The organism is Klebsiella sp. WP4-W18-ESBL-05 (assembly GCF_014169075.1).
In the GTDB taxonomy this organism is placed as follows: Bacteria; Pseudomonadota; Gammaproteobacteria; order Enterobacterales; family Enterobacteriaceae; genus Kluyvera; species Kluyvera ascorbata_B.
The window spans coordinates 3,905,987-3,923,377 of record NZ_AP022057.1 but is presented as its reverse complement, the minus strand read 5'-3'; the positions used below and the strand labels follow the sequence as shown (position 1 = coordinate 3,923,377).

Annotated in this window: 26 protein-coding genes; 23 read left to right on the top strand and 3 right to left on the bottom strand. The window is 52.2% G+C overall.

Annotation, left to right across the window (positions count from 1 at the left end; translation table 11 throughout):
* Window positions 1-38 precede the first annotated feature (38 nt).
* The 17 genes from H7R58_RS18735 (at window position 39) to H7R58_RS18660 (ending at window position 11,065) form a co-directional block, all read left to right on the top strand.
* On the top strand, window positions 39-512 hold the full coding sequence (locus H7R58_RS18735) for a DUF2280 domain-containing protein (protein WP_063162492.1): 474 nt from the start codon (window positions 39-41) through the stop codon (window positions 510-512).
* A 232-nt stretch (window positions 513-744) separates the two neighbouring features.
* Window positions 745-1,227, top strand: a complete 483-nt coding sequence (locus H7R58_RS18730) for a structural cement protein Gp24 (RefSeq protein ID WP_049041025.1) — start codon at window positions 745-747, stop codon at window positions 1,225-1,227.
* Between the two features lie 11 nt (window positions 1,228-1,238).
* The gene (locus H7R58_RS18725; RefSeq protein WP_048219608.1) at window positions 1,239-2,180 is read left to right on the top strand and encodes a DUF2184 domain-containing protein; all 942 of its coding nucleotides are present in this window, start codon (window positions 1,239-1,241) and stop codon (window positions 2,178-2,180) included.
* Window positions 2,181-2,221: 41 nt separating this feature from the next.
* Window positions 2,222-2,611 (top strand): STY1053 family phage-associated protein, encoded by a 390-nt coding sequence (locus H7R58_RS18720; RefSeq protein WP_006120171.1) that lies wholly within the window; start codon window positions 2,222-2,224, stop codon window positions 2,609-2,611.
* On the top strand, window positions 2,577-2,984 hold the full coding sequence (locus tag H7R58_RS18715; RefSeq protein WP_021241727.1) for a DUF4054 domain-containing protein: 408 nt from the start codon (window positions 2,577-2,579) through the stop codon (window positions 2,982-2,984). Before H7R58_RS18720 ends, H7R58_RS18715 begins: the two co-directional genes overlap by 35 nt.
* Window positions 2,981-3,568, top strand: a complete 588-nt coding sequence (locus H7R58_RS18710; protein ID WP_182934483.1) for a hypothetical protein — start codon at window positions 2,981-2,983, stop codon at window positions 3,566-3,568. Before H7R58_RS18715 ends, H7R58_RS18710 begins: the two co-directional genes overlap by 4 nt.
* Window positions 3,555-3,944, top strand: a complete 390-nt coding sequence (locus H7R58_RS18705; RefSeq protein WP_063922876.1) for a hypothetical protein — start codon at window positions 3,555-3,557, stop codon at window positions 3,942-3,944. Before H7R58_RS18710 ends, H7R58_RS18705 begins: the two co-directional genes overlap by 14 nt.
* A complete protein-coding gene (locus tag H7R58_RS18700; protein ID WP_032177175.1) occupies window positions 3,919-4,482 on the top strand; it encodes a phage neck terminator protein in 564 nt (187 codons plus the stop codon). Before H7R58_RS18705 ends, H7R58_RS18700 begins: the two co-directional genes overlap by 26 nt.
* Window positions 4,483-4,485: 3 nt before the next feature.
* Complete coding sequence (locus tag H7R58_RS18695) at window positions 4,486-5,646, top strand: DUF3383 family protein (RefSeq protein ID WP_182934482.1); 1,161 nt, start codon at window positions 4,486-4,488, stop codon at window positions 5,644-5,646.
* Window positions 5,647-5,656: 10 nt separating this feature from the next.
* Window positions 5,657-6,097, top strand: a complete 441-nt coding sequence (locus H7R58_RS18690; RefSeq protein ID WP_182934481.1) for a DUF3277 family protein — start codon at window positions 5,657-5,659, stop codon at window positions 6,095-6,097.
* Between the two features lie 3 nt (window positions 6,098-6,100).
* On the top strand, window positions 6,101-6,526 hold the full coding sequence (locus tag H7R58_RS18685; RefSeq protein ID WP_000393957.1) for a phage tail assembly chaperone: 426 nt from the start codon (window positions 6,101-6,103) through the stop codon (window positions 6,524-6,526).
* A complete protein-coding gene (locus H7R58_RS25320; RefSeq protein ID WP_084832721.1) occupies window positions 6,523-6,714 on the top strand; it encodes a DUF6889 family protein in 192 nt (63 codons plus the stop codon). The genes H7R58_RS18685 and H7R58_RS25320 overlap by 4 nt, the downstream gene beginning before the upstream one ends.
* Entirely contained in the window at window positions 6,704-8,707 is a 2,004-nt protein-coding gene (locus H7R58_RS18680) for a hypothetical protein (protein WP_060615222.1), read from the top strand. The genes H7R58_RS25320 and H7R58_RS18680 overlap by 11 nt, the downstream gene beginning before the upstream one ends.
* On the top strand, window positions 8,707-9,333 hold the full coding sequence (locus tag H7R58_RS18675) for a phage baseplate protein (protein WP_181544154.1): 627 nt from the start codon (window positions 8,707-8,709) through the stop codon (window positions 9,331-9,333). Before H7R58_RS18680 ends, H7R58_RS18675 begins: the two co-directional genes overlap by 1 nt.
* Entirely contained in the window at window positions 9,330-9,635 is a 306-nt protein-coding gene (locus H7R58_RS18670; protein WP_182934480.1) for a phage baseplate plug family protein, read from the top strand. Before H7R58_RS18675 ends, H7R58_RS18670 begins: the two co-directional genes overlap by 4 nt.
* Before the next feature lie 2 nt (window positions 9,636-9,637).
* Window positions 9,638-10,708, top strand: a complete 1,071-nt coding sequence (locus tag H7R58_RS18665) for a hypothetical protein (protein WP_048219600.1) — start codon at window positions 9,638-9,640, stop codon at window positions 10,706-10,708.
* Window positions 10,709-10,720: 12 nt separating this feature from the next.
* Window positions 10,721-11,065: a hypothetical protein gene (locus H7R58_RS18660; protein ID WP_182934479.1), complete on the top strand. Its 345-nt coding sequence runs from the start codon at window positions 10,721-10,723 to the stop codon at window positions 11,063-11,065.
* A gap of 38 nt (window positions 11,066-11,103) precedes the next feature.
* On the opposite strand, the gene H7R58_RS18655 is transcribed toward H7R58_RS18660, so the two are convergent.
* Window positions 11,104-11,454, bottom strand: coding sequence for a hypothetical protein (locus H7R58_RS18655; protein WP_032291538.1), 351 nt, complete (start codon window positions 11,452-11,454; stop codon window positions 11,104-11,106).
* A 215-nt stretch (window positions 11,455-11,669) separates the two neighbouring features.
* On the opposite strand from H7R58_RS18655, the gene H7R58_RS18645 reads away from it, so the two are divergent.
* Genes H7R58_RS18645 through H7R58_RS25315 form a run of 5 tightly spaced genes read left to right on the top strand, consistent with a single transcriptional unit; the run spans window position 11,670 to window position 15,735 of the window.
* On the top strand, window positions 11,670-12,308 hold the full coding sequence (locus tag H7R58_RS18645; RefSeq protein WP_182934478.1) for a Gp138 family membrane-puncturing spike protein: 639 nt from the start codon (window positions 11,670-11,672) through the stop codon (window positions 12,306-12,308).
* A gap of 3 nt (window positions 12,309-12,311) precedes the next feature.
* Window positions 12,312-12,665 carry a hypothetical protein gene (locus tag H7R58_RS18640; protein ID WP_016239889.1) on the top strand — a complete coding sequence of 118 codons (354 nt, stop codon included), beginning with the start codon at window positions 12,312-12,314 and terminating at the stop codon, window positions 12,663-12,665.
* Window positions 12,666-13,865, top strand: coding sequence for a baseplate J/gp47 family protein (locus tag H7R58_RS18635; protein ID WP_182934477.1), 1,200 nt, complete (start codon window positions 12,666-12,668; stop codon window positions 13,863-13,865).
* Complete coding sequence (locus H7R58_RS18630) at window positions 13,862-14,542, top strand: baseplate wedge 1 family protein (RefSeq protein ID WP_182934476.1); 681 nt, start codon at window positions 13,862-13,864, stop codon at window positions 14,540-14,542. The genes H7R58_RS18635 and H7R58_RS18630 overlap by 4 nt, the downstream gene beginning before the upstream one ends.
* Complete coding sequence (locus H7R58_RS25315; protein WP_227674930.1) at window positions 14,542-15,735, top strand: hypothetical protein; 1,194 nt, start codon at window positions 14,542-14,544, stop codon at window positions 15,733-15,735. Before H7R58_RS18630 ends, H7R58_RS25315 begins: the two co-directional genes overlap by 1 nt.
* A gap of 126 nt (window positions 15,736-15,861) precedes the next feature.
* Here H7R58_RS25315 and H7R58_RS18620 read toward each other — a convergent pair whose 3' ends face one another.
* Entirely contained in the window at window positions 15,862-16,104 is a 243-nt protein-coding gene (locus H7R58_RS18620) for a hypothetical protein (RefSeq protein WP_182934475.1), read from the bottom strand.
* Between the two features lie 65 nt (window positions 16,105-16,169).
* Entirely contained in the window at window positions 16,170-16,676 is a 507-nt protein-coding gene (locus H7R58_RS25645; protein ID WP_413774303.1) for a glycine-rich domain-containing protein, read from the bottom strand.
* Window positions 16,677-16,777: 101 nt separating this feature from the next.
* Here H7R58_RS25645 and H7R58_RS18605 point away from each other — a divergent pair, with 101 nt between their 5' ends.
* Entirely contained in the window at window positions 16,778-17,329 is a 552-nt protein-coding gene (locus H7R58_RS18605; protein WP_147191751.1) for a recombinase family protein, read from the top strand.
* Window positions 17,330-17,391 lie beyond the last annotated feature (62 nt).

The following is a 17,391-nucleotide window of genomic DNA, read 5'->3' as shown; positions in this document are numbered from 1 at the left end:
AGCACGCTACTTTTATTTCCTTTGTCAAAAGGTGAACAATGGCGGCATTACCAACAATGGCTAAGGTTATGATTATTCAATCATTAGCTTGCTATGAACCCCCTTCCAGAATCGTCGAACTTGTAAAACAAGATTTTGGCATCGTTGTTACCCGGCAACAGATATCGGCCTACAACCCTGAAAATACAATGGCTAAAAATCTTAGCCAAAAATGGGTAGAACTCTTTAATCACACTCGCGCCCGCTTCCAGAGTGAAATATCCGATATCCCTATCGCGAACAAAGCGTACCGGCTGCGTATGCTCGATCGCATGGCGAACCGTGCAGAGGCAATCAAGAATTACGCATTAACAGCACAGCTTATCGAACAGGCCGCGAAAGAGTGCGGGGACGCTTACACCAACAAATTAAAGGTTGAAACAACGGGTAAAGATGGTGGTCCGATCAGAACGGAAACAACGAACCTAACCGCCGAAGAAGCCGGGGAGGTATACCGCAAATTCATGGGATAACCACCAGCGCCGTGACACGTCACGCGCGAAAAATCGCACCGTTCGTTAATGGGCTGGTGGCACAGCTTGCATATTGAAATCCCCTGTAAATCCTACAGATCTGGTATTGAGTAACTTACCCCATTCAGCGCCATACATCACAGAGCAGCCTATGGACTACACGCAAAATCAGGCTGCAAATAAATCCTTATATTTCAGTTGATTAAATAATAGCCTTGCATTCCTGTACCGGATGCCTGTTGGCATTGCCGGGGCTATCTCTCGCCCGCAGGACTTAACCGTCGAACCGGTGATCCTTAAATCCGCTAACGCCTTCGCTGCCTATGGTCTGGCTGGCAAATATGACGCTGACGGCTTTTTCGTGCCGCTGGCGGACGGTGACACCGCCGACAAGGTGAAGGGGATCTACGTTCGTCCGTATCCGACCACATCGCAGCCAGACATGGTTCGCCAGGTGGGGACGGATAAGAACTTCCCGGGTGACGCCATGAAGCGTGGCTACATGACCGTTAATCTCGGTTCTGATTTTGATGCCAGCACCATCAAAAAAGGCGCCCCGGTATACGTTGTCGTCTCCACTGATGAATCCATAAAAGTGCCGCTGGGCGGCTTCATGTCCACGTCCGTCAGTGGCAAAAACGTGGCGCTGACCAACGCCGAATTCACAGGGGCCGGTGACGCTAACGGCAATGCAGAAATCTCCTGGAAGATTTAAGGAACAGACGAATGATTACTTTTGATCAGGCAACCGTTGATAGCTCTGGTGCCTTTCTCATCGGGGAGCTGGAGCGACTCGACCAGACGCTGAACCTGCCGCTGGTGGGTTACACCTGGACCCGCGATATTCAGCTGCGTGAAGACGTTTCTATCGCAGATGACATTTCCAGCTGGACTAACACCAGTTTTGGCGCTGCTGGTACTGGCGCAAATCCGAACGGTAAAAACTGGGTAGGCAAAGACTCCACTGCTATTGCTGGCGTGAATGTTGATATCGGCAAAGACGGCAATCCGCTGAACCTCTGGGGAATGGAACTGGGCTGGACCGTTGTAGAGCTGGCAGCAGCTCAGCAGGTAGGTCGCCCGATTGATACCCAGAAGTACGACGGGATGCAGCTCAAATGGCAGATGGACAACGACGAGCAGGTTTACATTGGCGATGATGCGCTCGGCCTGAAAGGGCTGGCAAACCTTGTCGGTGTGACGCTGAACAATGCGCCGAAGACCTGGGCGAACTCCACCAACGACGAGATTCTCGATAGCGTGAACAGCGTTCTGTCGAATGCCTGGGCAGCATCCGGTTATTCCGTCGTGCCTTCTGATCTGCGCATTCCGCCAGAGCAGTATTCACTGCTGGCGAGCCGTAAGGTTTCCGAAGCGGGTAACCAGTCACTGCTGACCTATCTGGCCGTGAACACTATCGCTTTCCACCAGAACGGCGTTCCGCTGGAAATCAAAGCGGTCAAATGGCTGAAAGGGCGCGGAGTTGGCGGTAAAGACCGTATGGTCGCCTACACCAACGACAAGAAATACGTGCGCTATCCGCTGGTGCCGTTGCAGAGCGTTCCTGTCCAGTATCGCGGTCTGTATCAGATTGCGACCTACTACGGCAAGCTCGGTGCGGTTGAGCCAGTGTACAAAGAAACCCTGTCCTACGTGGACGGTATCTGATAACCAGAACGGCCCCGAAAGGGGCCAGAAGGAAACTGAAAATGGCGAAAGAAAAGCTGGTTACCATCCATGTTCACACCCCGTTTACGCTGACGCTCGGCGATCAGTCAAAACAGGAGTTTGGCCGGGGGCGGCATAACGTACCGGAAGAGGTCGCGTCTCACTGGTTCACCCAGGCGCACTCTGAGCTTTCCGAAAGCGTGATTAGCGACACCGATGATCTGCAACCCATTATCGACAGCCTGCAAGCGCAGATTGCCGACAAAGATAAGCAGATTGTCGATAAAGATCAGCTGATTGCCGATCTGAAAGAAGCGCTGCTCAAGCTGCAAGAGCAGAACGACAGCCTGCAAGCGCAGATTGCTGCCGCCCAGACTGGCGGTAATGGGGCAAAAGATGCCAAAGAATCAAAGCCTGCCAACAGTAAGTGATTTTCGCCGCGACTTCCCGCAGTTTGCTGACCCTGCCAAATATCCCGAAGCGCAAATCCAGTTTCGTCTGAATCTGGCCGATGTGCTGCTGAGCGAAAACGTCACCGGCAAAGAGTTGTTTCCGTACTTTGCCGAGTTGTTCGTGGCTCACTACATGACGCTATGGGCGGCAGATAGCCGGGCAATGCTGGTTGGCGGGCCGGGCGGTTCAACCAATGGTGTTCAGTCCTCCAAGTCCGTTGACAAGGTAAGCGTCAGCTATGACACCAGCGCGACGCTAAACCCTGACGCAGGCTTCTGGAATAACACCCGATATGGCGCTGAATTTTATCAGCTGATCACGATGTTCGGTGCGGGCGGTCGCCAGCTATGAGTTTCAAAAGCGGTGTAACAACGAGGGTGGATAACGCTCAGGCCATTCTGGATGCGCTCAGGTCGCTAACCAAAAAGGATGTGCTGGTCGGCATTCCTGAAGAAGACAGCGAGCGTGAGGATGTCCCGTTTGGTAATGCCGGGATCGGTTACGTCAACGAATACGGCTCACCAGCGCAAAACATCCCCCCACGCCCGCACCTGATCCCCGGCGTTAAATCGGTAGAGGAACAGACGGTGCCGCAGCTCAAAGCAGCGGCGCAGGCTGCGCTTGATGGAAATGCGACGGGTGCGGAAAGAGCGCTCAACCGCGCCGGAACGCTGGCTGCCAATGGTGTCAGGCGTTACATGACCATTACCGGCTTTACACCGCTTGCTGATAGCACCGTTGAAGCCCGCGCACGTCGAGGGCGCAAAGGGGCGAAAGCTGAGTTAGCACGCAGATCGGCAGATGGAAAGATTAATGCTATCAACCCAGATTCTGGTCAATTGATAAGCAATGAGAATGTAAGACCGTTGATTGATACCGGACAGTACCACAGAGCCATTACCCATGTTGTGAGGGATAAAGATGCCGAATCTTGATGTAACAGACGTGCTTTTTGACCCCGATTTTTGCGACTTCAACCTGTGGGTAACGCGTCGCGCACAAACGGTGGACGATGACGGGATCGGCAGCGACAGCGAAGTTAAAACGCAGTTTGCCGGGGTTGTTACTGTTGACCGCTCCCTGGAAAACCGCCGCATGCAGGCCGGGCAGGTTATCAGCGGCGCGATTCTCATCGTGACAACTGAGCGACTGACGCAGGGACAGACTGGCCGTGATGCCGATATCGTGACGTATCAGGGCCGTGATTATCGTGTGACCTTCGTCGACCCGTATACGGCTTACGGTGCTGGCTTCGTCCAGGCTCATTGTGAATTACTGCCGTTTGATGGGGGAACTCCCATTGAGCAATAACACCAGCACAGAGCGCGGCTGGCTGATACCAACCAGTGGCGATCCGGATTATGACGAAGCGCTCGACAGGCTGCTAAGCCAGTGGATGCGCAATGTTTCCGGCTTGCCGTCTGGAATGGTTCGTCCGCGCTGGCAGAAAAATCAGCCGCCACTGCCACCCGTTGAAACGAACTGGTGCGCGTTTGGCGTTACCGGGTTGCTCATTGATAACAACCCTGCATTCACCAATCAGACCGACGAGGGCGCTCAGCTCTGGCGGCATGAAACGTTCGAGTGCATGGCGTCGTTCTATGGCCCGGCTGGTATGTCTTATGCGTCCCGTTTTCGCGATGGCATATCTGTCCCGCAAAACAATGCTGAGCTGAATGCGCTCGGTTTGTCCCTGGGAGACTATACCGGTCTGACCCCTTTTCCCGAGCTTATCAACCAGCAATGGGTTCGCCGCTACGACATGACGGTGCGCCTGCGCCGGAAGGTTGTGCGCGAGTACGGCATCAAATCGCTGGTGGAAGCGCCAGTCACCTTTTTTGGAGAATAAACTATGACGCAGGGCTTACCTGTATCCAACGTTGTAAACGTTGATGTGATCATCTCGCCGAAAGCGGCTACTGGTCGTAACTTCGGTGCGCTGCTGATCCTCGGTTCTTCCACTGTCATTCCGGTGCAGGAGCGCATTCGCCTTTATGCTTCCGTTGAGGACATTGGCGAAGACTTCGGAGTCGACAGCCCGGAATATAAAGCGGCGCAGGTATTTTTCAGCCAGTCGCCGAAGCCGACGCAGGTTTATGTTGGCCGCTGGGCGAAGACGCTGACCTCTTCCGAAGGTGGAAGCGTGGAAACCATCGTGCAAGCTGTTAATGCCTGCCTGCAATATACCAACTGGTATGGGCTGGTTGTCGCTGATGATGTTGCTGATGGCGGTGATGTGCTTGATGCTGACGACGTGATTGAGGTTGCTAAACTCATCGAAGCGTCCAGTCTGAGCCGCATTTTCGGGGTAACATCTGCCGACGCCGAGATTATCAGCACGACTTCGACGACCGATGTTGCGTCGAAATTAAAGGCTGGCAAGTATTCCCGGACCTTTATTCAGTATTCCACCAGCAGCCCTTATGCGGCGGTTTCAGCTTTCGGTCGCGCGTTTACTGTCAATTTCAACGGCAGCAATACCACCATTACCCTGAAATTCAAACAGGAACCGAGCGTAACCTACGAAACGCTGACGGTAGGACGGGCGGCGGCTGTGGATGCGAAGAATGCGAACGTGTTCGTGTACTACGCCAACGACACGGCGATCCTGCAACAGGGTGTGATGGCGAACGGCGACTTCTTCGACGAGCGCCACGGGCTCGACTGGTTGCAGAACTACGTTCAGACCAATCTCTATAACCTGCTTTACACCAGCACCACCAAAATTCCGCAGACTGATGCCGGTGTTACCCGTCTGCTTTCCAACGTAGAGCAGTCCATGGATCAGTCCGTCACGAATGGTCTTGTAGCGGCTGGCGTGTGGAATGGCGGCCCTATCGGGCAACTGAATTCCGGCGATACGCTGACCAAAGGCTATTACGTGTATGCGCAACCTCTGTCAGAACAGGCGCAGGCCGACCGAGAAGCTCGCAAAGCACCGTTAATTCAGGTGGCCTGTAAGCTGGCTGGCGCAGTTCATTATGCCGATGTGCAGATCAACGTGGTTCGCTAAGGAGCGATAAATGGCAACTTATTCTTTTCTTGATGTAACCGCGTCGCTCACCGGGCCGACCGGCGTTATCGATCTTGGTCAGGGTTCTGCGAACTCTGAGGAAGGTATCACCCAGACCATGGGCGGCAACAAGAACACCATGACCATCGGTGCCGATGGCGAAGTGATGCACAGCCTGCACGCCGATAAGTCAGGCACCATTACGGTGACGCTGCTGAAAACCTCCCCGGTGAACAAGAAGCTGTCTCTGGCGTATAACGCGCAAAGCCAGTCCTCTGCCACCTGGGGCAATAACGTGATCGTCATTCGCAACACGGCATCGGGTGATATTTCTACTGCGCGTTCGTGCGCATTCCAGAAACATCCTGATTTCAAAAACGCCAAAGAGGGCGGGACTGTTGCCTGGGTGTTCGACTGCGGCAAGATTGACCCGCTGCTCGGGGAGTTTTAACGCATGGAATTCGAAATTAAAGGCGTGAAATATCGCACTGCAAAGCTCAGCGTTTTCGAACAGCTGAAGGTGTCCCGAAAGCTGTTGCCGGTTCTGGCCGGGATGGTTTCGGACTTCCGGAGCGTTCAGGAGAAGATCAGCAGCAAAGACACTGAAGGCGCGATGGCTACTATCCTGCCAAAGATTGCCAATGCTGTTTCCGATCTGAGTGATGGCGACGTGGACGCTATCCTGTTCCCCTGTCTTTCCGTTGTTTCACGCGAGCACATGAAAGGCTGGGTGCCGGTCTGCCAGCATGGCGAAATGGCGTTTGACGATATCGACCTGCTTACCATGCTGCAACTGGTGGCGCGGGTGGTCGCCGATTCGCTGGGAAATTTTTTGCAAGGACTCCCTACCAGCGAGACGCCCACCCCGCCAGCGGAATAACCTTCAACAGCCTGCCGGGCGGTGAAGATTTTATTCTTCGCCCGGCGCTTGCCTTCCATATTGACCAGAAAGACCTTAACAGCGGTGCGGTAGACCTCTGCCGCATCGCGCTTCTCAATGACTACCTCGACATGCGCGAGGATAACGACGCCCGGGTAGATAAATGGAGAGCGGCCAATGAGCGGTAACGCAGATACGATTAAAGATTTCCTTGTTTCGCTGGGATTCGATATCGATCAGGCTGGCGCTAATAAGTTTGAAGCCGTGCTGAAAGGCGTTACAGCTAACGTTCTGAAGGTCGGCGCGGTGGTGGAAGGCGCAGCGCTGAGCATTGTCGGATTTACCACTCAGATCGCGAACGGTCTGGATAAAATTTACTGGGCATCCCAGCGGACGGGGGCCAGTGTCCAGGGCATCAAAGCGCTGGGATACGCCGCATCGCAAACCGGTGCCAGCGCCGAGTCGGCCATGTCCTCTCTTGAAGGGTTGGCTGGTTTCATGCGTAGCAATCCGGGGGCGGAAGGGTTCCTGAACCGTCTGGGCGTACAGACCCGCGATGCCAGCGGAAAGATGCGTGATACTGCGGCCATCTTTACTGGCGTTGGGCAAAAGCTCAACAACATGCCGTATTACCGCGCGAAACAATACGCGCAGATGCTTGGCATCGATGAAAACACGCTGATGGCGATGCGCAGAGGGATGGGGCAGCTCAGTTCTGAGTACGCGTTGACGGCAAAGCGTATTGGTTTTAATGCTGAGTCAGCGGCTAAACAGTCCAATATTTTCATGACCTCCATGCGTAATCTGACGATGACGCTTGGACAGGCGAAAGACAAGATTGGCTCTAACCTAGCTGGTGGCCTTGCTGGCAGTATTGATAACTTCCGCAGGCAGATACTCGACAACTGGCCGAAGATTGAAGCGGTCATCACGAAGATCATCAAAGGAATTCTCTGGGCAGGTGACGCGATTACCCGCGTGTTATGGCGAACTGGGCAAGCTGTTGAGGGTGTGATCGCCTGGTTCAAAAAGCTGAACCCAGCCACGCAGCAGCTTATCGCATTGTTCAGTGGGCTGTTGGTTGCATGGCGGCTGCTAAATACCGCTTTCATGTCATCACCCTTGGGCATGATAACGACGCTTATTATTGCACTTGGTCTGCTCTTGGATGATTACCAGACGTGGAAAGAAGGTGGCAAAAGCCTGATTGACTGGGGGAAATGGAAGACTGAAATTGATCAGGCCGTCAAAATGATTGGTGACCTGAAAAAGACTGTTACGGACCTGACAAAAGCGCTGGCTAAGTTGCTCGGTATTGACCCCAAGTCATGGTCCCTAAAGTGGGATTTTAGCAACTTCATTTCGCAAATGGGTGAGTTCGGCAAGATGCTGAACATGATCGCTGATTTGCTGAATGCCATAAAAGATGGCAACTGGGCGCAGGCCGCTAGTATAGGCAAACAGCTGCTAAATCAGGGCAGCGGGCAACCGAGTGCCACACCGGCAGTAGAGGATAGCGCCAACAGAAGCGCTGACTGGGTTAAGGAGAATCTGGGATTTGACCCGCGCAGCGTAGGCAGAACCATTCGCGGGTGGTTTGGTGATGATGAGCCTGACCAACATGCCCAGTCTGCTAAAGCTCCACGAGGTATTAGAAATAATAACCCCGGTAATATCGACTTTCGTGGGCAATCTGGGGCGACGCTCGAAAGGCCTGGCGGCAGGTTCGCCCGGTTTGAAACTGCCTATGATGGCCTGAAAGCGCTTTCCCGACAATTAATGCGCTACTTTGAAGGTAAGACGACAGGCAAGCCGCTGCAAACCCTTAACGATATAATCTCTACGTGGGCACCGGGGAATGAAAATAATACCGGTGCTTACATTGCTCAGTTATCGAAAATGATGGGTGTGGCTCCTGATGCCATTCTCAACCTTAAAGATCCGCAGGTAATGTCCTCTCTGATGAATGGAATTATCCATCATGAGAACGGGAGAAACCCTTACCCAAGTGAATTGGTTCGTATGGCCGCTGGTGGCGGTGCTTCACAAAACATACAGCAAGAAACGGTTATTAATATTCACGGTGTATCTGATCCACGTGAGGCTGCCAATATCACAGTTGAGCGGCAGAAGAACGTTAATTCACAACTAACTCAACAACTTCGAACGGTGCCGAGCTAATGGATATTCTCTCCGCTATTTTTCGCCAGCAATCCCGGCGAATTGGCATATTAATTCCCAGCGTGGTCGTTTCCGAAAAGCATTCTGATGCGCTCGAAATTACTGAGCATCCGGTGGAAAAGCCAACAACGAATAGCGCGTCGGGTTTCATCGCCGATCATGCATATAAACGTCCCAGCGAAGTCACAATGGAATGCGGCTTCGCTGGTGGCGGTTCGTTGCTGGACTTCATTGATACATCTTCAATCGGTCTTAGCGCTGGGCTTAGCCCAAAGGAGACATACCAAAAGCTGCTGGATATGCAGCTTGAGCGCGTACCGTTCGATGTGGTTACCGGGAAGAGGGTGTACACCAATATGCTGGTGCGAGCCATCGAGGTGACAACGGACAAAACTAGCGAGAACGTGCTGAACTGCACGCTTACCCTGCGTGAAGTGATCATGTCGCAAACGCAGAGCGTTAGCGTTGCTGATAAATCAGATATGCAGGATGGCGTCAGCACATCGGCGGTGCAAAATTCCGGGACGAAATCCACCACCCCAGTAAATGAATCGGTAATTAAGTCAACAGGGTGGTTTGATGGACTAAAAGGAACCAGTCTTGGTAACTCTATAGGTATCCAATGAATGTAACTGAAATCCCTTTATCGCCGGATAACCAGCTATTTCGCATTCAGTTAGCAGAGACAACATACACGCTGAGAGTCATTTGGCGTGGTTCTGCTGGCTGGATTCTGGATGTACAAGATAGCAGTGGCGAACCGCTTCTTTCTGGCGTGCCGCTGGTAACCGGTGTAAATCTTCTTGAGCAATATCCTCAACTAGGTATTAACGGGGCGCTGCTCGTTGGCTGCGATGTAGGCGCACCGGACGAGCCCACCAAAACCAACCTCGGCACATACAGCCACCTCATTTTCGTGCAGGAGTAGAAATGTCTCTTAACTGGATGCGCCATTTTGAGCTGCAACTGTTGGACCAGAACGGGCAGGGCGTTTCCCTGTCTGATTTTAAGGTCACGTTCCAGATCGAGTGGGCAGATACACGCTGGCCGCGAGTGGCGAACGTGAAAATTTACAACCTTTCGACCGATACCACGAACAAGATACTGGGGCAGGAGTTTGCAAAAATTCGCATCATTGCCGGGTATGACGGTATTGCGCCGGATGTTGATGCGAGCCAGGTTGGTGTCGCCCGGGAGATTTCACCAGACCAGGTAGGGCAGGTGAACGGTCAGAACTACGGCCTGATATTTGACGGTGATATTCGCTTCACCGTCACCGGGAAGGACAACATCACCGATTCCTGGGTGCTGATTCAGGCCATCAGTAACCACGAAGCGTTCCTCTACGCGACTACCATCACCACGCTTGCCGCTGGTTATACCGTTGCGGACCTGCACCGGGCGACTATGCAGGATTTCAACGCGTTCGGCGTGACGCAGGGCATTACCGGCGATTTTCCTGATACCGTGTTTCCTCGTGGCCGTGCGATTTATTCATCCACCCGTAACGTGATGGATAATATTGCTGCGCAGTGCAAAGCGACATGGCAGCTGGTGGATGGTCAGGTTCAGATGGTGCCGGAGGATAAATACATTCACGAAGCCATTGTGTTGAATGCTGATACTGGCCTGATCGGTATGCCGCAACAGACGATGGGCGGCGGCGTAAATGTGCGGTGTCTGATAAACCCCAACATCCGCATTAATGGGCTTATTCAGCTCGATCAGGCTTCGGTATACCGCGCGACAGTTGGCAACTCCGATATTGCGCAATCGCTTGGGCGGATCGGGACGTCTGTATATAATGGGAACATCGAAAGTGACACGTTACCCAGCAAACAACAGGCTGCCAGCATTGCGACAGATGGCGTTTATATCGTCAAAGCTATCGACTATACTGGCGACACAAGAGGTCAGGCGTGGTACATGGATTTGATGTGTTTTGCGCGTGGCGCTCGTGATCTTTATAGCCCGAAAGCAATGCAAGGGACGACGAATTAGTGAGGTGGGGCCGTGAGACATTTACTTTGCACTGTTACCGTGTTCGCGGTGCTTATATCAGCACCCGCTTTTGCGGATCAGCAATGTGGTGATTTTAAAATCCATTGGGCAGATGATGGCTTAGCCAGAATCAATGGCGCAAAGCCAGAAATGCAAAAAATCACCTTCCTGAAAAACAAAGGCGATTATAACAATATCAAGATGGATTGGCGCATGGCTACCGATCAGCCTGGAAGATGGGTTGGGCTTGAGTACATCAAGCGCAACGGCAAAGCCATTCTCAACGCACAGTGGTTGCAAGCCAGCATGGATGCGCCGCGTCAGTATGCAACATACGACTGCGTGAAGGTGAAGTAGGTATAAAGAAAAAGCGCCGGGTTGACCGGCGCGCCAAGTTATTCCTCTTTGAAGCTGATGTTCTTGCACTGCTCCATTACTTCAATCAGTTCTTTTGACGTCAGGTTTTCTACTTCGATTTTACCTTTCTCTGTGGTCATTGTTATTTTTTTGGATGATCTGGTCTGTATCCATTTTCTTGCGATAGATGCAATGGCTATACAAGCTGGTGACGACGTGGCTACGATGATAGTTATGTCGACGAGCGTGCCAACCGCATTAATTGAGTCAGCAGTTCTGATTCGTCTGCGTATTTTATAGTCGCTTTCAGGTATGTTATCCTGGATTATGGAGAGCAATTCTTTGCCTATTGCTGGAGTAAATTTTATGGTTGTTTCTGATTTTGGCATAAAGGTATCCGGCCCCTATCGTGAGAAGCTAAAAATTGCCTTGCGGCTTTTTCTTGGCAGCCTGTATCTCGCTACGAACCACGACGTTACCGTGGTTTTAAGCAAGACCTACATTCAGGGCTGCAAAGAAGATAAATAGCACGGACAAATCAGCCCTCAAACCCTGACATTTGATCAGTAACCCGCCGCCGAGCGGGTTTTTTTATGGAGTTTTTATGCCAATTCCAACTCAATCACAGATCGGCGGCGAGCAGCAGACCGCGCAGGCCATTGCCGATTCGGTGTCTACCCAGATGCGCGTAGCGATGCCCGGCATCATTCAGTCGTTCGATCCTGATACTGTTACTTGCACAGTAGAGGTGGCGCTTCGCGGTATTGTTGGCGACGGCTCCACCGAATTAAAACCGCTGGTAGATGTTCCGGTTATCTTTCCGCGCGGCGGCGGTTGCACGCTGACCTTTCCGGTAAAAGAAGGCGATGAGTGCCTGCTGATCTTTGCCGACCGTTGCATCGATTTTTGGTGGCAGAGCGGCGGCATTCAGGAGACAGTCGACCCGCGCCAGCATGACTTATCTGATGCGTTCGCCATCGTTGGCCCGCAGTCACAAGCACAGAAAATCAGCGGTATCAGTACCAGCTCGGTAGAGCTGCGCAGCGATGACGGCGGCACTAAGTTAAGCCTTAACCCATCCAGCGGGGTAATAAATGGCACTGCACCGGGTGGATTCAACCTTAACGGGCTCAAAATCCTGCCTGACGGTCGCTTGCAGCTGGTGGACGGTTCTATCGTGGATAATCATACCCATGGCGGCGTTGAGAGCGGCGGAAGCAATACTAAGCCGCTGGGAGGTTAATCTATGCGATACCGTCGCGAAGATGCTGACGGCGATTACACTTTCGGGCAGGGTGACGACACCTTCCTTATCGACAGTCCGGAGTGTGTCGCCCAGGCAGTAAAAACCCGCTTCGAGCTGTGGCGCGGTCAGTGGTTTCTCGATCTGACGGAAGGCACGCCGTATGTTCAGTCGGTGCTTGGTAAACAGCGATCTGACGTCTACATCCTGGCTATACGTGAACGCATACAGGACACACCGGGCGTTCTGTCGATTCTTTCCTTCGATACCAATTATGACGGCACCAGCCGTCGCGTCACCTTCACTTCCTCCATTGACACAATCTACGGCCAGACGACTGTAACAAGCGAGGCATAAATGGCTTTGAACCTCGACACGCTGGGGCTATCGGCAACGGTAACCGCCCAGGGGATTAGTGCGCCTGATTACCAGACAATCCTAGATACACTGACCAGCTATTTCAGGCAGATTTACGGTAGTGATGCCTACCTCGAACCAGACAGCAAAGACGGGCAGATGGTCGCGCTGGTGGCTCTTGCCGTGCATGACGCTAACAACACCGCTATCGAGATTTACAACTCGTTTTCACCGATGACAGCGCAGGCCGCAGCGCTTAGCAGCAATGTGAAAATTAACGGGATCACGCGAAAAGTAGCGACAAACTCTACTGCTGACCTTCTGTTAACCGGTACGGCAGGCACGACTATCACGAATGGCTCCGCACGGGATAAAAACGGCATTATCTGGAATTTTCCAGCGAGTGTGGCGATCGGCGTTGATGGTACTGTGCTGGTGACGGCCACATGTGCGAATAGCGGTTCGGTTGCGGCGCTGGCCGGGACTATTACCACTATCAACACCCCGACCCGAGGCTGGGTGTCGGTAACCAACCCGGCTGCGGCTACTGTCGGTTCACCAGCTGAAACCGACGCAGAGCTGCGCATTCGGCAGGGGCAAAGCGTCGCGCTACCATCGGTCACACCGCTTGAAGGCGTCGACGGTGCAATCGCTAACATTGCTGGCGTGACACGTCACAAACTGTATGAGAACGACACGGGGGCAACCGACAGCAATGGGCTGCCGCCACACTCGATTTCCGCCATCGTCGATGGTGGGGATGTTACCGAAATAGCCCAGACCATCAGGGGGAATAAAGGGCAGGGAACGGCAACCTACGGGACAACTTCTGTCACAGTGCCGGATACTTACGGTAATCCTCACGTCATCAGTTTTTCACGCTCTACCGATGTGCCAATTTTCGTAGCCATTACCCTGAAAGTTTTTACCGGGTATACATCTCAAATCGGCGAGCAGATCAAACAGGCTGTTGCCGACTATATTAATGGCCTGACAATTGGCGACGACGTTCTGCTGAGCCGTATTTATTCCCCGGCAAACCTTGGCGTGGTGAGCGGCGGGAATGCCCGCTATTACGATATTACCGACCTGCTGATCGGTAAATCGTCTGGCAGCGTATCGGCATCAAACATTGATATTGCCTATGATGCTTCTGCGTCCTGTAGCACTGCGAATATCAGTATCACGGTGACCTCATGAGCAAATACACCGAACTGATCACTAACTACCACGCTACCAAGCCACTCTTTTTTGACCATATAGATCTGAGCACCCGCCCGCTGATTGATGTGTCCGGCACTATGTCAGGGCTTGTAACAGCCTTCGATATCGATACGGCGGTCGGCGTGCAACTCGACACGCTCGGGCTCTGGATTGGGCGAAGCCGCATAGTCAGCCAGCCGATTACCGGCGTTTATTTTAGTTGGGACACAGAAGGGCTTGGATATGACCAGGGCGTATGGCAGGGACCATATGACCCGGATTCGGGCTATACGTCGCTGAGCGATGACACCTACCGCATCATTCTGAAAGCGAAAATAGCTATCAATAACTGGGACGGGCGGAACGATTCTCTGCCTCCCATCCTTGACGCTGCGACTGCTGGCTCAGGCCTCAGGATGCAAATTGTCGACAACCAGGACATGACGATATCGGTCTGGGTATTCCCCGAGACTGATATTTCTGATGTGTCTCTTGAACTGATTGCCGCTATCAAACAGGGCTATCTCACCGTTAAAGCAGCTGGCGTATGGGCCGGTGATGTTGAAACGCCTTCGGTAGAAGCACCATCCGAGGGCTCTAAATTCTTTGGGTTTGATATGGATAACGAATACATCGATGGGTTCGATGTTGGAGCATGGGGGACAATACTCTAATGGCAACAAACAACTTTAAACCGTTTGCGACAGCGGCAAATGCTAACGTGACGGCCCAGGCTGACTGGGAAACGCTTCCGGCTCTACTCTCTGGCTTCATGGCAGGCAAAGCTTCCAGTGCTCAGGTAAACAAAGCCATTCGACAGGCCAGCTTTATTGCGGCTGCGCTTGCACAGTACACAGCCAACAAAAGCGGGCTGGACGTGCTTGATGATGGTGACCTGAACGGGTTTATCTCCAAAATGGGGACCGCTTTTGGGAAGGATTTCCAGACCCTTGATGCCACGCTGACGGCATTAGCTGGGCTGGAAACCGGTGCAAATAAACTCCCGTATTTCACTGGAAATGATACAGCTGCGCAGACTGATTTGACTTCTGTTGGCCGTGACATTATCGGGAAAAAGACTATTGCTGACATTCTCACATACCTTCAATTACGAGAATCGTTTTCTGGAGTGGTTGGGTCAACACGTAATGCTGCGATGAATATTGCTGCAGCGTCTGCAACAGCGACGTTCTCAGCGGATGAATTGATTGTTGAAGATAGCAATGGTCACCAGTACCGACTGAGTGCATTCAGCAAAACGATTAACCTGGCAACTGTCGGCGCCGGTGGGATGGATACCGGGACGGTGCCAGCATCTGGTTTTATTGCGCTCTATGCCATTTTCAACCCAACAACCAATACGTCATCGCTGCTCGCTGTTGATGCAACAAATTCAATTCTGCCTGATGTATATGGTGGCGCATCAATGCCTGCCGGATATACAGCATCATCATTAGTCAGTGTGTGGCGTGTTGCTGGTTCAAAATTAGTGGCTGGTAACCAGGTTGGCAGAGATATTTCAATTGAAAAGCAAACTGCACTGTCCTCAACAGCGCAAGTTGGTGCTTTAACCGCATTATCTATTGCGGCAATCACGCCTAAAAATGCGAAAGCAGTTAGTGGATATACATCGATTTACTCAACAAATGGGGCTGGCGGATTAGTTATTGATATAGCATCAACATCAAGTGGGGTTGGTTATATCTCTACTGGCGGCTACACAGGAGTTGCAGGAATTGGTGCTAACGGTCAGTTCTCAGACCTTGCACTGATTACACCTCAGACTATGTATTACGACATAAACCCTCTGGGGACGGCCGTTTCATCATGGTCCGCTCTGATTGCTATTTCGAGGTATTCGATATGATATACGCTGAATTATCACAAGATGAAAAATCGGTTGAGGCTGTGTTTTCATGTCCGCAAGAGCACTCAACTGCAATTGAGCAATCTGATGCGCGTTACATTGAGTTCTATAACGCGCAGCCAGAAACTATCCAGCAGATGCTTCCGTCGTTGTGGGCATAATTTCATTGAGTTCAGGCGGCGTAAACTCACCGCCTGAGCACTTCCAGTGCATACCTGGTTGAGGGATAAAATCAGTAATATCGACCATCATAGAAACAAAGCCAGCCGCAAACCGATCACTGATATCAATCCATTTACCATCAGGGCCCTCGACAGGTAGGATTATCTCTACAATTTCACCGTTCTGAATGAATGCATAGGTTTTCATATTAATACTCCAGAATTACCGCACCAGCGTGCCCGTTTCCGCCGCTCTGCGCAGCCGTTGTGTAGCTAGCGGAACCACCACCGCCAATTGAGAGTGAGTTTCTTCCGCTGCCACCGCTTCGGGTAGAGCCTCCAAGAGCGGAACCACCGCCAGCGCCTGCCCCCCACAGCACCGGTTGTCGTGCCATCACTGCCATCACTACCAACACTGTTAACAGAACCACCTGTTCCAGTACCACCAAAGCCACCCGCGCCAGTGCCACCGCCGCCCGCATCACCGTAAGCCCCACCTGATGCGGACATGAAACCACTGACACTACTCAATCCACCAGATACACCGAAGTTCCCAGCCGTTCCACCTTGCCCACCCGCACCGACAGTAATCGTAATCGTCTGACCCGGGGTGACATCAATCCATCCTTCAGCGTATCCCCCGGCACCGCCACCGCCCCCAGATTTCGCAGATGCAGAGCCGCCAGCACCACCGCCACCACCAATAACCCGACACTTAATTCGATAAACACCATCTGGAACAGTAAAGGTAAAAGTCCCGGCGGTTAAATATGATGCCATTTGAGAATGAGGGACATTTCTCAAACCAACCTTTTTTATAACCCCTGATAACCTGGCGATATTTCGCCGTTTCTCCTGTTTTCATAACAGGAGAAATTCCCATGATTTACGGCTATGCCCGAGTATCTACAAACCATCAGGATACTGAACTTCAGCGCTCTGCCCTTGAGTTATCAGGATGTGATCACATTTTTGAAGAGCATGCAAGCGGGAGAAAATCTAATCGTCCGGTACTGAAGCGGCTGATCACCACTATGCAGGCTGGGGATGAACTGGTGGTCTGGAAGCTGGACAGGATCGGGCGCAACGTCCTGCATGCGTTGCTGATGTTCCAGCAGTTGCAGGAAAAGGGTATCAACTTCCGCAGTATTACCGATGGTGTAGATCTGAAAACCGCCAGCGGGCGCTACAATTTCCGCAATATTCTTTCTGCGGCACAGTACGAGTCAGACCTTAACAGTGAGAGAACTTTAGCTGGTCTGGCCGTCGCCAGAGCAAAAGGGCGAGTCGGTGGACGTAGGCCGAAGTTTACTGATGAACAGTGGAAAGAGATGGGAAGGCTCATCATGGACGGTGAATCTCGGCAGGAAATTTCAATTCAGTTTAATGTAGGGATCTCTACGCTGTATAAAAGATTCCCTGCTTTAGAGTAATGCTAAATGTCCACAGTGCGCGATATGCCATACGTGCTGTGGATGTATTCTTATCGTGTGTC

Bases quoted from the DNA above. Each gene is read 5' to 3' on its own strand.
- H7R58_RS18735 (WP_063162492.1), top strand. From the start codon at position 39: ATGGCGGCATTACCAACAATGGCTAAGGTTATGATTATTCAATCATTA.
- H7R58_RS18730 (WP_049041025.1), top strand. From the start codon at position 745: ATGCCTGTTGGCATTGCCGGGGCTATCTCTCGCCCGCAGGACTTAACC.
- H7R58_RS18725 (WP_048219608.1), top strand. From the start codon at position 1,239: ATGATTACTTTTGATCAGGCAACCGTTGATAGCTCTGGTGCCTTTCTC.
- H7R58_RS18720 (WP_006120171.1), top strand. From the start codon at position 2,222: ATGGCGAAAGAAAAGCTGGTTACCATCCATGTTCACACCCCGTTTACG.
- H7R58_RS18715 (WP_021241727.1), top strand. From the start codon at position 2,577: ATGCCAAAGAATCAAAGCCTGCCAACAGTAAGTGATTTTCGCCGCGAC.
- H7R58_RS18710 (WP_182934483.1), top strand. From the start codon at position 2,981: ATGAGTTTCAAAAGCGGTGTAACAACGAGGGTGGATAACGCTCAGGCC.
- H7R58_RS18705 (WP_063922876.1), top strand. From the start codon at position 3,555: ATGCCGAATCTTGATGTAACAGACGTGCTTTTTGACCCCGATTTTTGC.
- H7R58_RS18700 (WP_032177175.1), top strand. From the start codon at position 3,919: ATGGGGGAACTCCCATTGAGCAATAACACCAGCACAGAGCGCGGCTGG.
- H7R58_RS18695 (WP_182934482.1), top strand. From the start codon at position 4,486: ATGACGCAGGGCTTACCTGTATCCAACGTTGTAAACGTTGATGTGATC.
- H7R58_RS18690 (WP_182934481.1), top strand. From the start codon at position 5,657: ATGGCAACTTATTCTTTTCTTGATGTAACCGCGTCGCTCACCGGGCCG.
- H7R58_RS18685 (WP_000393957.1), top strand. From the start codon at position 6,101: ATGGAATTCGAAATTAAAGGCGTGAAATATCGCACTGCAAAGCTCAGC.
- H7R58_RS18680 (WP_060615222.1), top strand. From the start codon at position 6,704: ATGAGCGGTAACGCAGATACGATTAAAGATTTCCTTGTTTCGCTGGGA.
- H7R58_RS18675 (WP_181544154.1), top strand. From the start codon at position 8,707: ATGGATATTCTCTCCGCTATTTTTCGCCAGCAATCCCGGCGAATTGGC.
- H7R58_RS18670 (WP_182934480.1), top strand. From the start codon at position 9,330: ATGAATGTAACTGAAATCCCTTTATCGCCGGATAACCAGCTATTTCGC.
- H7R58_RS18665 (WP_048219600.1), top strand. From the start codon at position 9,638: ATGTCTCTTAACTGGATGCGCCATTTTGAGCTGCAACTGTTGGACCAG.
- H7R58_RS18655 (WP_032291538.1), bottom strand. From the start codon at position 11,454: ATGCCAAAATCAGAAACAACCATAAAATTTACTCCAGCAATAGGCAAA.
- H7R58_RS18645 (WP_182934478.1), top strand. From the start codon at position 11,670: ATGCCAATTCCAACTCAATCACAGATCGGCGGCGAGCAGCAGACCGCG.
- H7R58_RS18640 (WP_016239889.1), top strand. From the start codon at position 12,312: ATGCGATACCGTCGCGAAGATGCTGACGGCGATTACACTTTCGGGCAG.
- H7R58_RS18635 (WP_182934477.1), top strand. From the start codon at position 12,666: ATGGCTTTGAACCTCGACACGCTGGGGCTATCGGCAACGGTAACCGCC.
- H7R58_RS18630 (WP_182934476.1), top strand. From the start codon at position 13,862: ATGAGCAAATACACCGAACTGATCACTAACTACCACGCTACCAAGCCA.
- H7R58_RS25315 (WP_227674930.1), top strand. From the start codon at position 14,542: ATGGCAACAAACAACTTTAAACCGTTTGCGACAGCGGCAAATGCTAAC.
- H7R58_RS18620 (WP_182934475.1), bottom strand. From the start codon at position 16,104: ATGAAAACCTATGCATTCATTCAGAACGGTGAAATTGTAGAGATAATC.
- H7R58_RS25645 (WP_413774303.1), bottom strand. From the start codon at position 16,676: ATGGCATCATATTTAACCGCCGGGACTTTTACCTTTACTGTTCCAGAT.
- H7R58_RS18605 (WP_147191751.1), top strand. From the start codon at position 16,778: ATGATTTACGGCTATGCCCGAGTATCTACAAACCATCAGGATACTGAA.